Origin of the sequence: Thermus sp. NMX2.A1, from assembly GCF_000511705.1 — a bacterium.
In the GTDB taxonomy this organism is placed as follows: Bacteria; Deinococcota; Deinococci; order Deinococcales; family Thermaceae; genus Thermus; species Thermus scotoductus.
Genome location: NZ_ATNI01000070.1, coordinates 1 through 11,607 on the forward strand (window position 1 = coordinate 1; position 11,607 = coordinate 11,607).

The 11,607-nt window shown below is 64.6% G+C and carries 16 protein-coding genes, 1 tRNA gene and 1 pseudogene; 11 read left to right on the top strand and 7 right to left on the bottom strand.

What is annotated here, in order from left to right:
- The first annotated feature begins 11 nt into the window (after positions 1–11).
- From guaA to TNMX_RS07585, 8 genes are read left to right on the top strand one after another with little or no spacing between them, the layout of a single operon-like run.
- A complete protein-coding gene (gene guaA, locus TNMX_RS07550) occupies positions 12–1,523 on the top strand; it encodes a glutamine-hydrolyzing GMP synthase (RefSeq protein WP_038030999.1) in 1,512 nt (503 codons plus the stop codon).
- Positions 1,523–2,095, top strand: coding sequence for a Uma2 family endonuclease (locus TNMX_RS07555; RefSeq protein WP_015717813.1), 573 nt, complete (start codon positions 1,523–1,525; stop codon positions 2,093–2,095). The genes guaA and TNMX_RS07555 overlap by 1 nt, the downstream gene beginning before the upstream one ends.
- 54 nt (positions 2,096–2,149) lie before the next feature.
- A complete protein-coding gene (locus TNMX_RS07560; protein ID WP_015717814.1) occupies positions 2,150–2,437 on the top strand; it encodes a glutamine synthetase/cystathionine beta-lyase binding protein in 288 nt (95 codons plus the stop codon).
- The gene (locus TNMX_RS07565) at positions 2,437–2,817 is read left to right on the top strand and encodes a VOC family protein (protein ID WP_038030976.1); all 381 of its coding nucleotides are present in this window, start codon (positions 2,437–2,439) and stop codon (positions 2,815–2,817) included. The genes TNMX_RS07560 and TNMX_RS07565 overlap by 1 nt, the downstream gene beginning before the upstream one ends.
- A 4-nt stretch (positions 2,818–2,821) precedes the next feature.
- Positions 2,822–3,343: a Uma2 family endonuclease gene (locus tag TNMX_RS07570; protein WP_038030978.1), complete on the top strand. Its 522-nt coding sequence runs from the start codon at positions 2,822–2,824 to the stop codon at positions 3,341–3,343.
- The gene (gene rnhA / locus TNMX_RS07575; protein WP_038030980.1) at positions 3,340–3,825 is read left to right on the top strand and encodes a ribonuclease HI; all 486 of its coding nucleotides are present in this window, start codon (positions 3,340–3,342) and stop codon (positions 3,823–3,825) included. The genes TNMX_RS07570 and rnhA overlap by 4 nt, the downstream gene beginning before the upstream one ends.
- A 24-nt stretch (positions 3,826–3,849) precedes the next feature.
- On the top strand, positions 3,850–5,532 hold the full coding sequence (locus TNMX_RS07580; protein WP_038030982.1) for an acyl-CoA carboxylase subunit beta: 1,683 nt from the start codon (positions 3,850–3,852) through the stop codon (positions 5,530–5,532).
- Positions 5,533–5,536: 4 nt separating this feature from the next.
- Positions 5,537–6,400 carry a hydroxymethylglutaryl-CoA lyase gene (locus TNMX_RS07585; RefSeq protein ID WP_038030983.1) on the top strand — a complete coding sequence of 288 codons (864 nt, stop codon included), beginning with the start codon at positions 5,537–5,539 and terminating at the stop codon, positions 6,398–6,400.
- Here TNMX_RS07585 and TNMX_RS07590 read toward each other — a convergent pair.
- Entirely contained in the window at positions 6,397–6,792 is a 396-nt protein-coding gene (locus tag TNMX_RS07590; RefSeq protein WP_015717820.1) for a DUF3197 domain-containing protein, read from the bottom strand. The genes TNMX_RS07585 and TNMX_RS07590 overlap by 4 nt on opposite strands.
- Before the next feature lie 38 nt (positions 6,793–6,830).
- Positions 6,831–7,208, bottom strand: a pseudogene (locus TNMX_RS07595) (DinB family protein); the annotation flags it as partial.
- A 21-nt stretch (positions 7,209–7,229) separates the two neighbouring features.
- On the opposite strand from TNMX_RS07595, the gene TNMX_RS07600 reads away from it, so the two are divergent.
- Together TNMX_RS07600 and TNMX_RS07605 are read left to right on the top strand one after the other, a co-directional pair.
- Positions 7,230–7,442, top strand: coding sequence for a hypothetical protein (locus TNMX_RS07600; protein ID WP_038030986.1), 213 nt, complete (start codon positions 7,230–7,232; stop codon positions 7,440–7,442).
- The gene (locus tag TNMX_RS07605; RefSeq protein ID WP_038030988.1) at positions 7,439–8,047 is read left to right on the top strand and encodes a YkgJ family cysteine cluster protein; all 609 of its coding nucleotides are present in this window, start codon (positions 7,439–7,441) and stop codon (positions 8,045–8,047) included. Before TNMX_RS07600 ends, TNMX_RS07605 begins: the two co-directional genes overlap by 4 nt.
- Positions 8,048–8,068: 21 nt before the next feature.
- Here TNMX_RS07605 and TNMX_RS07610 read toward each other — a convergent pair.
- The 3 genes from TNMX_RS07610 to TNMX_RS07625 all read right to left on the bottom strand — a co-directional run bounded on the left by TNMX_RS07610 (position 8,069) and on the right by TNMX_RS07625 (position 10,068).
- Positions 8,069–8,160, bottom strand: a tRNA-Ser gene (locus TNMX_RS07610).
- A complete protein-coding gene (tilS, locus tag TNMX_RS12650; RefSeq protein WP_156919438.1) occupies positions 8,139–9,659 on the bottom strand; it encodes a tRNA lysidine(34) synthetase TilS in 1,521 nt (506 codons plus the stop codon). The genes TNMX_RS07610 and tilS overlap by 22 nt, the downstream gene beginning before the upstream one ends.
- A gap of 16 nt (positions 9,660–9,675) precedes the next feature.
- Positions 9,676–10,068, bottom strand: coding sequence for a copper chaperone Copz family protein (locus TNMX_RS07625; protein ID WP_038030994.1), 393 nt, complete (start codon positions 10,066–10,068; stop codon positions 9,676–9,678).
- A gap of 31 nt (positions 10,069–10,099) precedes the next feature.
- Between TNMX_RS07625 and TNMX_RS07630 the strand changes: the two genes are divergently transcribed.
- The gene (locus tag TNMX_RS07630) at positions 10,100–10,312 is read left to right on the top strand and encodes a CDGSH iron-sulfur domain-containing protein (protein ID WP_038030997.1); all 213 of its coding nucleotides are present in this window, start codon (positions 10,100–10,102) and stop codon (positions 10,310–10,312) included.
- Positions 10,313–10,344: 32 nt separating this feature from the next.
- On the opposite strand, the gene TNMX_RS13105 is transcribed toward TNMX_RS07630, so the two are convergent.
- On the bottom strand, positions 10,345–10,824 hold the full coding sequence (locus tag TNMX_RS13105; RefSeq protein ID WP_256378174.1) for a glycosyltransferase: 480 nt from the start codon (positions 10,822–10,824) through the stop codon (positions 10,345–10,347).
- Positions 10,825–10,863: 39 nt separating this feature from the next.
- A complete protein-coding gene (locus TNMX_RS13110) occupies positions 10,864–11,511 on the bottom strand; it encodes a glycosyltransferase (protein ID WP_216593113.1) in 648 nt (215 codons plus the stop codon).
- Positions 11,512–11,607 lie beyond the last annotated feature (96 nt).

Genomic DNA, 11,607 nt, shown 5'->3' on the forward strand with positions numbered 1-11,607 from the left:
GACTGGCTTCCATGGTCCTGGTCCTGGACTTCGGTTCCCAATACACCCGCCTCATCGCCAGAAGGCTCCGCGAGCTTAGGGTCTTTTCCCTGATCCTGCCGGGGCGGGCGAGCCTGGAGGAAATCCTTAAGCACAAGCCCCAAGCCCTAATCCTCTCCGGCGGACCCAACAGCGTCTTTGACCCCGATGCCCCCCGCCCCGACCCCCGGGTGTTCACCCTCGGCCTTCCCACCTTGGGCATCTGCTACGGGATGCAGCTTCTCGCCCAGGAGCTTGGGGGCAAGGTGGAGCGCGCGGGACGGGCAGAGTACGGCAAGGCCCTCCTCACCCGCTACCAGGGACCCCTCTTCAAAGGCTTGGAGGGCGAGGTCCAGGTCTGGATGAGCCACCAGGACGCGGTGACCGAGCTTCCCCCAGGGTGGCGGGTGGTGGCGGAAACCGAGGAAAACCCCGTGGCGGCCATGGAAGCCCCAGACGGAAAGACCTTCGCCGTCCAGTTCCACCCCGAGGTGGCCCATACCCCCAAGGGGATGCAGATCCTGGAAAACTTCCTGGAGATCGCCGGGGTAAAACGGGACTGGACTCCGGAGCACGTGCTGGAAAGCCTGGTTAAGGAGGTGCGGGAAAGGGTGGGCGAGGACCGGGTGCTCCTGGCGGTTTCCGGCGGGGTGGACTCCAGCACCCTGGCCCTCCTCTTGGCCAAGGCCCGGGTGAACCACCTGGCGGTCTTCGTGGACCACGGCCTCCTGCGCCTGGGGGAACGGGAGGAGGTGGAAGGAGCCCTTAAAGCCCTTGGGGTAAACCTCCGGGTGGTGGACGCCAGGGAGCGCTTCCTTAAGGCCCTCAAGGGGGTGGAAGACCCCGAGGAAAAGCGCCGGATCATCGGGCGGGAGTTCGTGGAGGTCTTCTCCCTGGTGGCCCGGGAAGCAGGCCCTTTCCGTTTCCTTGCCCAGGGGACCCTCTACCCCGACGTGATCGAGTCCGCCGGGGAACAGGGAGCGGCCAAGATCAAGAGCCACCACAACGTGGGCGGTCTTCCTGAAGATTTGAAGTTCGAGCTCCTCGAGCCCTTCCGCCTCCTCTTCAAGGATGAGGTGCGGGAACTCGCCCTGCTTCTCGGCCTTCCCGACCCTATCCGCCTGCGCCACCCCTTCCCGGGGCCGGGCCTGGCGGTGCGCATCCTGGGGGAGGTCACGGAGGAAAAACTGGACATCCTCCGGCGGGCCGACGATATCTTCATAAGCCTTCTAAGGGAGTGGGGGCTGTATTCCCAGGTGGCCCAGGCCCTGGCCGTCCTCACCCCCGTGCGGAGCGTAGGGGTGGCGGGGGACGAGCGGAAGTACGGCTATGTTCTGGCCTTAAGGGCTGTGACCACCGAGGATTTCATGACCGCCGACTGGGCCAGGCTGCCCCTGGACTTCCTGGACGAGGCAGCCCGGCGCATCACCCGCAGGGTACCGGAGATCGGCCGGGTGGTCTACGACCTCACCTCCAAGCCTCCCGCCACCATAGAATGGGAGTGATGGGCGAACCCGCCAAGGCCCTGAAACCCCTTTCCTTGGAAGAGTATCTGGAATGGGAGGCCCGGTCCGAAACCAAGCATGAGCTGGTGGAGGGCCTGCCCTACGCCATGGCCGGGGCCAGCCGGGCTCACGCCCTTTTAACCACCAACCTGGCCCTTCTCCTGGGCCCCTTAGCCCGTAGGCAGGGATGCCGCCTCTACGTGGCGGATATGAAGCTCAAGGTGGGGGAAAGGACCGTCTACTACCCGGATCTCATGGTGGTTTGTGCTCCCCCGCCCGAAAACCCCTACTACGAGGAAGCTCCCTGCCTGGTGGTGGAGGTCCTTTCCCCAAGTACCGAAGGTATAGACCGGCGGGAGAAGCTTTGGCGGTATCTTTCCCTGCCTTCCCTGCAAGGGTATGTATTGGCGGATATCCAAGAAAAGCGAATAGAGCTTTATCAGAAAAAGGCCACGGGGATCCTCTATCAGGTCTTCACAGAAGGGGAGGTACCCTTGCCCTGCCCCCAAGGAACCCTCTACTTGGAGGAAGTCTATAGCGGGATTCCCCTGGAAACGCCTCAGGAAGACTAGCTCGATTGTCAAACTGGAACTCCTGGGCTATCCTGAGGGGGAAAGGAGGCCAAGATGCCCACCTTTATCGTTCTCAGCACCCTCACGGATGACGGCGCTGAGACCCTGGTGAAAAACCCCGAGCGCATCAAGGAAGTGAACCAGGAACTGGAGCGGGACTTCGGGGTCAAGGTGGTGGCCCAGTACGCGGTTTTGGGGCCCTATGACTTCGTGAACATCGTGGAGGCAGAGGATGCCCTGGCGGTGGCCCGGGCCATGCTCCACCTCTCGGCCAGGGGAAGCGTGAGGACCACCACCCTCGAGGCCATCCCCGTGGCCGACCTCATCGCCAAGCTCAAGTAGTGGAGGTTCTGGAAACCGCCGTCTACGCCGAGGATCTGGAGAAGGCCCGGGCCTTTTACGAGGGAGTCCTGGGCCTTCCTTGCTTCCAGTACCAGCCCCCGCGCCACGCCTTCTTCCGGGCGGGAAAGGGGGTCTTTCTGGTTTTCAACCCCCATCACACGGCAAAGGAGGAAAACCTTCCCCCCCACGGGGCCCAAGGAAGCGTCCACGTGGCCTTTAAGGTGGCTGAGGAGGAGCTCCCCTCTTGGGCCAAGAGGCTGGAGGAAGCGGGCTTTCCCGTCTGGTGGGCGGACTGGCCCAGGGGGAAAAGCCTTTACACCCGCGACCCCGCGGGAAACCTGGTGGAGCTGGCCCCCGCCGCCATCTGGGGCCTAGAATGAGGGCATGGCCACCCGGTACCGCTTCGGGGTAGAGGAGTTTGAGCGCCTCTTCCAGGGGGTGAAGCACCTCGAGCTCCTCGAGGGAGAGATCTACGAGATGAGCCCGATTGGTCCTAGGCACGTCTTTGCTGTAGCCCAGTTGGACAAGAGGCTCCAGGCTCTATTGGGAGAGGAGGCGGTCATCGCCGTGCAATCCCCCCTGCGCCTTTCCCCCGACTCCGAGCCCGAGCCCGACCTTCAGGTGCTGAAGCCCCCCCTAGAACAGTACAGCGAGCGCCTCCCTGAGCCCCAGGACGTTCTCCTCCTCATAGAGGTGGCCGACACCAGCCTGGACCACGACCGCAGGAAGCTCGCCCTGTATGCCAAAGCTGGTATCCCTGAGGTCTGGATCGTGAACCCGGTGGAAAACCTCCTGGAGGTCTACCGCCACCCCCAAGAGGACCACTACCGCCTTAGGGAGATCCTCTTCCCCGGCGAGGCCAAGGCTCCCCTGGCCTTCCCCCATCGGCCCATCCCCTGGTCGTGAAACAGGTGGAGCTATTCACCGATGGGGCCTGCCTGGGCAACCCCGGCCCTGGCGGGTGGGCGGCGCTTCTGCGCTATGGTAGCGCCGAACGAATGCTTTCCGGAGGCGAGCCCTGCACCACCAACAACCGCATGGAGCTCACCGCCCTGCTGCAAGGGCTTAGGGCGCTCAAGGAACCCTGTGAAGTACACCTCTTCTCCGACAGCCAGTACCTGGTGAAGGCCTTAAACGAGTGGCTCCCCGCCTGGGAAAAAAGGGGGATGCGCAGAGCGGACGGCAAGCCCATAGAAAACCGCGACCTCTGGGAAGCCCTTATGCCGGAACTCAAACGGCACCGGGTGGTGCCGCACTGGATCCGGGGGCATAACGGCCACCCGGAGAACGAACGGGTGGACCGGGAAGCCAGGCGCCAGGCCCAGCGGCAAAAGGCCCTGTCCCAAACCCCTTGTCCCCCTGAGGGGGCTACGCTTTTTCCCCGATAAGCAGAAAAACGTTATACTAAGGCCATGCTAGGCCAGCCCACGAGCCGCCTCGAGAGCAAGCTCCGCCCGGAGGAGCGGGAAGGTCCTGTCTACAAGGCCAATAAGGACGCCTGGGTAGCCCTGGTGCGGGACTTCAGGGAAAGCCTGGAGAAGGTGCGCCAAGGGGGCGGGCCCAAGGCCGTGGAGCGGCAGCACAAAAAGGGACGCCTCACCGCCCGGGAGCGCATTGCGAGGCTTTTAGACCCGGGCACGGAGTTCTACGAGCTCATGGCCTTTGCCGGGTGGGGGATGTACGAGGAGTGGGGCGGGGCCCCGGCCGGAGGGGTCATCACCGGCCTCGGGCAGATCCAGGGCCAAACCTGGATGATCATCGCCAACGACGCCACGGTGAAGGCGGGGGCCTTCTTCCCCATCACCGCTAAGAAGGTGATCCGGGCCCAGACGATGGCGCTGGAAAACCGCATCCCCACCCTGTACCTGGTGGACTCGGCCGGGGTTTTCCTGCCCCTTCAGGACGAGGTCTTCCCGGACCAGGACGACTTTGGCCGTATCTTCTACCTCAACGCCCGCATGTCCGCCCTGGGCATCCCCCAGATCTCCGCCATCATGGGGAACTGCGTGGCCGGGGGAGCCTACCTCCCCGTCATGACCGATGTCCTCATCATGACCGAGGGAAGCGGCCTCTACCTGGCGGGCCCCGCTTTGGTGAAGGCGGCCATCGGCCAGGAGGTCAGCAGCGAGGAACTTGGCGGGGCCCGGATGCACTATGAGGTTTCCGGCACCGTGGACTTCTACGAGCCGAACGACGAAGCCGCCCTAGAAAGGATCCGGCAGCTTATCGCCCTTTACCCTCCGCCCAAGCTGGCTCCTTGGGCAGAAGGGCGCAAGGAACCCAGGGAACCCCTTTACCCCGCCGAAGACCTCTACGGCCTCATCGCCCCCGACGGCAGCCGTCCCTACGACCTAAGGGAGGTGATCGCCCGGCTGGTGGATGGCTCGGAGTTTCTGGAGTACAAGGGGGGATACGGGGAGACTCTGGTCACAGGCTTTGCCCGCATCGGGGGGTTCCCCGTGGGCATCGTGGGCAACCAGCGCCTCATCCTGAAGAAGAAGGGACGGATCGAGGTGGGTGGGGTGATCTACGCGGAGGCGGCGGACAAGGCCGCCCGGTTCATCCTCGAGGTGAACCAGATGAACATCCCCCTCCTCTTCCTCCAGGACGTGACGGGCTTCATGGTGGGGAAGGAGTCGGAGCAGGCGGGGATCATCCGCCGGGGAGCCAAACTGGTCAATGCCGTGAGCAACTCCGTGGTGCCCAAGATCACCCTGATCCTGGGAGGCTCCTTCGGAGCTGGAAACTACGCCCTGGCGGGCAAGGCCTACGCCCCCAGGTTCATCTTCGCCTGGCCCAGCGCCAAGTACGCGGTGATGGGAGGAGCCCAGGCGGCCAAGACCCTCTTGGAGCTGGAGGTGGAAAAGCTCAGGCGGGAGGGGAAGGAACCCTCTGACGAGGAGCTAAAGGAGCTTTACGAGCGCATCAAGGGCCGCTACGAGGAAACCCTGGACCCCCGGTACGCCGCCGCCCGGCTTTGGGTGGATGGGATCCTCCTCCCCCACGAGACCCGGAAGTGGCTCATCCGGGCCCTCGAGGCCTGTGCCTTAAACCCCGAGCGGGAGCCTTTCCGCACCGGAGTCTTCCAGGTGTAGCCCTATGGCCAAGGTCCCCATCCGCTACGTGGAATGCCCCCGGGATGCCTGGCAGGGCTTCAGCCGCTTCATCCCCACCGAGGAGAAGGTGGCCTTCCTAAAGAAGCTCCTGGAAGCGGGGTTTCGCCATCTGGACCTCACCAGCTTCGTCTCCCCCAAGTGGGTACCCCAGATGGCGGATGCCGAGGAGGTGCTGGCCAGCCTTCCCCCACCCCAGGGCCGCACCTATCTGGCCATCGTGGCCAACGAAAAGGGCTTGGAAAGGGCCCTTAAGGCCCCAAACCTCACGGCCATCGGCTACCCCTTCTCCCTCTCGGAAACCTTCCAGCGGAAGAACACCAATCGCACCCGGCAGGAATCCTGGCCTCTGGTAAAGGCCATGGTGGAGGCCACAAAAGGAAAGCTTGGCCTGGTGGTCTACCTTTCCATGGCCTTCGGCAACCCCTACGGGGACCCCTGGAGCGTGGAGGGGGTCCTGGAGGACATCGCCAGGCTACGGGAACTTGGGGTCAGGGAAATCGCCCTGGCGGACACCTACGGGGTGGCGGAGGCAAGCCGCATCCAGGAGGTGCTAGGGGAGGCGGTAGCCCGCTTTGGCCCCGAGGGCCTGGGGGCCCACCTGCACGCCCGCCCGGAAGGGGTCTTGGCCAAGGTGGAGGCGGTGCTGGCGGCGGGCATCCTCTGGTTGGAGGGCGCCTTGGCCGGGGTAGGGGGCTGCCCCTTCGCCGGGGATGAGCTGGTGGGAAACCTGCCCACGGAAAAGGTCCTCCCCTACCTGGAAGCCAAAGGCTTCCACACGGGAATAGACCTAAAAGCCCTCCCCGAGCTGGCAGGGGAAGCCGCCCGGCTTAAGCTTCTATACGGTTAGGCGGCCCTTTTCAGGTAGATGCCCGGGTCGGTGGGGTTGGCGATGGCATTGATCCGCCTAAGGAGCTCCTCTGGCGGCAGGTTCAAAAGGCCCGTCAGCTCCCCTGGGGAAACCACCGCCTCGTAGAACTTCCTGGCCCCAAGGTCCAGCAACAGGCTAACCAGCTCCGAAAGCGCCTCTTCCCCTCCCTGAAAGGCGGGGCCGAACGCGTCAGGGGTGAGGAGGTCCTTCTTGCCCCCGTGGATGAGAAGGGCGTACCGGGCCTGGTGCCGGCGGTCCTGCCAGTCGGTGATGAAATAGACCTTGGCCTCAGGAAAGCGCACACCCTTAAGGGCTTCCTTGAGGGCCTCGAGGGTAATCCTGGGAGAAGCGCGCAGGCCAACGCGTTCCATGGGAACAGCTTACAGCCATCCCCCGGGGACAGGAGTCCTCAGCCCAGGAGCTTGCGGGCGTAGATGATCTGCCCCGCATGGTGCTGGGCATGCTCCACCAGGTGGTGGAGGATATGGGCCCTGGGAGCCTTAAGACCCTGGGTGCCCACCGGAACCTCCTGGCCAAGTTCCTCCTCCCGTAGGCTCTGGAAGGCGGAAAGGAGCCTGGCCCAAACCTCCCGGAAGCGGGCCTCCACCACCTCCTTGGCCTCGGGCTCCCCCTGGAGCTCCCACTCCCGCCCCTTTTTGGCCCAGTCGGGAAGCTCCTGGGGGAAGGCGTAGGAAAGGAGCCGCAAGGAGCTTCCGGTGATGTGGCGCACCAGGCCCCCGATGGGGTTCAGCCCCTCCTTGGGCCGCCACCAAAAACCCTCATCGGAGAAGAGCTTACACTAACCCCTATGGAGGCTTTTGGTCTTCTCATCCTTTCGGGCCTGGCCCTGTTACTCGCCTGCCGGTTGCGGCAAGCCTCTCCCCGGGCCCGTTGCCCCCGATGCCACCTGCCCAAGGCCCTGGCGGAGGAGGTGGCCCGGTCCCGGCGTCACTGCCCCCAGGTGGCCGTGAGAGCCTGCCCCTTCGACCCCAGAAGGGGTGTCTACCGCCTGCGCCGATGAACCCGGTGGAAGCCCATTGGCTGGCCCTCGAGGCGGATTTGGCCGACTACCTGGCCAAGAGGGGGATTACCCCCTCCTGCCGCGCGGGATGCTTTGCCTGCTGCCATGGCCTGGTGACCCTTTCCCGCCTGGAAGGGGAAGCCCTTCTTCCCCACCTCAGCGAGGCCCAGCGCTCCAGGCTCCTTAAGGAAGGCCCCAGGCGGCTTGCCCTTCTCAGGGAAGGCAAGGACGACCCCCACTTCCCAAGCCAGTTCTTTCTAACCCGCACCCCCTGCCCCTTTCTGGAAGAGGGTCTCTGCGGTGTCTATCCCTGGCGTCCCTTCTCCTGCCGGGGGCTTTTTACCCAAGGCGACCCGAGGCTTTGCGAACCCGAAGCGGGCTTGCAAAAGGGCCATTTCCTTTCCACTCCCTGGCGCATGGCCCACCTGCGCATGGAGGCGGTTTGGGAGGAGGAAAAAAGGCGGTACGGCTTCCTGGTCCTGGGGGAGCTGGCCACCCTTTTGTACCTGCTTCTTTCCGGGTTTCCCGGGGAAAGGAAGGAGGCGGAAACCCTCCTAGAGGCGCTGGGGATCCTCGGGGGGCGGTGGGGGTTCCAGGTGGTATAAAAGCGGCCCGCAGGCCGCCTTTGGCGGAGGGGGCGGGATTCGAACCCGCGAGACCCCTTGCGGGGCCTACCGGTTTTCGAGACCGGCCCGTTCAACCGCTCCGGCACCCCTCCCTGAGCCGGGCAAAGAAACCCTTTAGGAGCTTAGCACACTCCGCTTCCAGGACGCCACCCCTGAGGCCTTCCCCCTGGCCGAACCGGGTCAAGGCCCCTTCCTTCAGGTTCTCCACCCCGTAGACCACTTCCACCCCCGCCTCCTGGAGGGCCTGATGGCACATGCGACATGGCTCCAGGGTCACGTAAAGCCTTCCCCCCCGGGCCTCCCGGCCCACCTCCCTAAGGAGGAGCATCTCCGCATGGGCCGTGGGGTCCCGGGTAGCCTCCACCCGATTGTGGGCCCTGTACACCCTTTCCCCCACCACCAAAACCGCCCCCACCGGCACCTCCCCCTCCTGGAAGGCCTGCCTGGCCTCCTCGAGGGCCAAGGCCATGTACCGCTCCTCCTCGGAGGGAGGATGGAAGCCCAGCACCTCCACCACCCGCTTACCCTCCGCCCTCACCGGCCAAAGGGGCTTGAGCTCCTTAGGCACCCCTTTCTCTGCCAAAAAGTCCACCAGGCGCTTTCTCCCGTAGGGCATGGCCAGGTAGTCCCCCGGCAAGGGGCGGCGGAACCCGGGGGGAAGGGGCAGCCGGGGCGCGGGGGGAAGGAGAAAAAGGGTACCTCCTTTGCGCCTGGCCATGTAGCCGCCGGGCAGGGTGGCCACCTTGCCCCCTAAAGCCTCCTCCAAAAGGGCGATAAGCCGGGCCTCAGGCCGGAGGTCCAAGGCCTCCAGCATCCAGCGCAAAGCCCTCCGTCTAAGGGCCCCGGGAGCCTCCAAAAGGGGTGCTGCCCGGTAGGCGGGCACGAAGAAGCGGGGATCGGGCAGGAGACGAGCCCTAGCCTCCCTCTCCAGGTGGGCCTCCTCCTCCATCCGCACCTGGGCAAAGCGGGAAAGCGCCTCCTTGGCCCCGGGGAACCGCTCCTCCACAAGGGGAAACACCTTAAGCCTCAGGTAGTTGCGATCCCGGGAAAGGTCCTGGTTGGAGGGGTCCTCCCGCCACGCTTCCCCCAGGGCCTTTAGGTACGCCCTTAACTCCTCCCGGCGAAAGGCCAGAAGGGGCCGCACCACAAGCCCCTCCTTCTCCCGGATGCCCAGACCCCGGGCCGTGCCCTGGAGGAGTTTGAGGAGCACGGTTTCCGCCTGGTCGTCCAGGGTATGGGCGGTGAGGATGGCCTTGGCCTTCACCTCCTTGGCCACCCGGTGCAGGAAAGCGTAGCGGATCTCCCGGGCCACCGCCTCGAGGTTCTCCCCCCGTTCCCTGGACACCCTGGCCACCTCCACCCGCTCGGCGTAGAAGGGATAGCCAAGCTTTTCCGCAAGGGCCTTCACAAAGAGGAGATCCTCCTCGCTTTCCGGGCGCAGGGCGTGGTCCAGATGGGCCACCACCGCCTCCCGCCCAGCCCGCTTCACCAGATGGGCTAGGGCCACGGAATCCCCGCCTCCCGAAACCGCCAGCACCAAAGGGCCCCGGGGTGCAAGCCGGGCCAGGCGCTTCTGGAAAGCCTCCTCCAATTCCTGCGGGAAGCCCTCAGGCAAGCCTGGCCACCTCCGCCTTCAAGGTAGTAAGGCAGCAACGCCCCCTGGGGTTGCGCTGGTCGCAGGCACATCGCTTGGTCCTGACCCCTTCTTCCACCTGGGCCACCGGGTCCTGTCCTTGGCGCAAGGCCTCTGCCAACCTCTCCCGGGTCCAGTCGAAGCAGTAGCAGACGAGGGAGGCTCCCTTATCGTAGATGGGGAAGCGCACCTCTTCCCGGAGAAATACCCCCTCCTGGCCGTAGTAGACCACCGGGCAAGCGGGATCCTGGCAAAGGTAGTGGGGGCTAGCAGGGTCAATTCGCGCCAGGGCTTTCCCCGTGAGGAAGTTCTTCACCGTCTTCAAGGGCACCTCGAGGCCCACCTTTCCATTCTGCGGGCAGAGCATACCTCCACTTTATCCTCGGTATCCTGAAACCATGAAGCTCCGCTTCCGCCAGGATGGACCCTACGTGTTGGACTTGCCCGAGGGAACCCCCTTCCGGCTCAACGGGGAGGAAAGGCGCCTGGAAAGGGCCAAGCTGGCCCTTTGCCGCTGCGGCCATTCCCGGAACAAGCCCTTCTGCGACGGTAGCCACAAGGAAGTGGGGTTCCAGGCAGAGAAGGGGGAACTGGAAATGGAAAAGCCGTAAACGTCCTCACCTTGGTCTACTGCGCTCGGCCTTCACCCCCCCCAGGCGGTAGGTTCTGCCTTTCCCTTCCCCAAGCCTCCTCCTTGGCGGGGCCGGGGAGGAGGAGGCATGCGCAACCTGAACCCCTCCTCAAAGGGCACACCCACAGTCTCGCCACGAGCCTCCGCCACTACCCGACGGCAAACCGCCTCGTAGCGTTCAGCCATCACCGCGCTGGAGAAGTTCTCCTCCACGTGGCGCCGGCAGGCGGCGCGTTCCAGCTTCTCCACCTGCCTTACCGCCTGGACCATCTCCTCCACCGTACGTGAACGGCAGACGATCCCCGTAACCCCGTCCACCACCACCTCGTCTACGGAGCCCCCGGGGAAGGCTATCACCGGGGTACCGCAGGCCATGGCCTCGGCCATGACCAAGCCAAAGGGCTCCGGCCAGTCGATGGGAAAGAGGAGGGCCAAGGCCCCTCCCAGCAACTCCGCCTTCGCCTTTTCGTCCACCTCTCCTAGGTACTCCACACCCGGCGTGTCCAAAAGGGGTAGGAAATGGGTTTCCGCTCACGCGCGGTCCGCAGGGTCAATCTTTGCGGCAATTTTCAGGGGAAGGCCCACACGCCGGGCCACCTCGATGGCCTGGACCGGCCCCTTCTCCGGCGAAATACGCCCCAGGAAGACCAGGTAGGGCGGATCCTCAGGCTCCTGGCGGAAGGGGAAGTGCTCGAGGCGGATGCCGTTATAGACCGTGGCCTGCCAGCGAAGGGAAAGGTCCCTCACTGGAATGCGCTGGCTGTGGCTAATGCTGACCAAGGGCTGTTCCGGGAAGCGGGACAGGATCCGACGGGTCTCCGGTAGATCCAAACGGCCGTGTAGGGTGGTCAGGGTAGGGGTTGGGCTGTGGCGGGCAAAGGGAAAGGCCAGGTAATCCACATGGGAATGGATGATGTCAAAACGATCCGCCTGAGCATAAACCTCTTCCAGCATGGCCATGTGGAGAGCCAAGCCATCCCTGGCTCCCGTAAGGCGCAATCCCCCCTCCGCCATGGGCACCAGGCGGGCACTGGTGCGGGAGTCCGCCGAAGCAAAGAGGGTAACCTCATGCCCGCGGCGCACCAGTTCCTCCACCAAGGCATGCACTACCCGCTCAGTTCCGCCATAGAACTTGGGTGGAACAGCCTCGTAAAGCGGCGCAATCTGAGCGATCCGCATGGCCTAACCCTCCTTTTGTCTGGTGAATACAGGAACCGGGCGGCTGCCCGAATCCGGCGTCAACCAGGACGGCATCGCCCCAACCTTCATTATAGT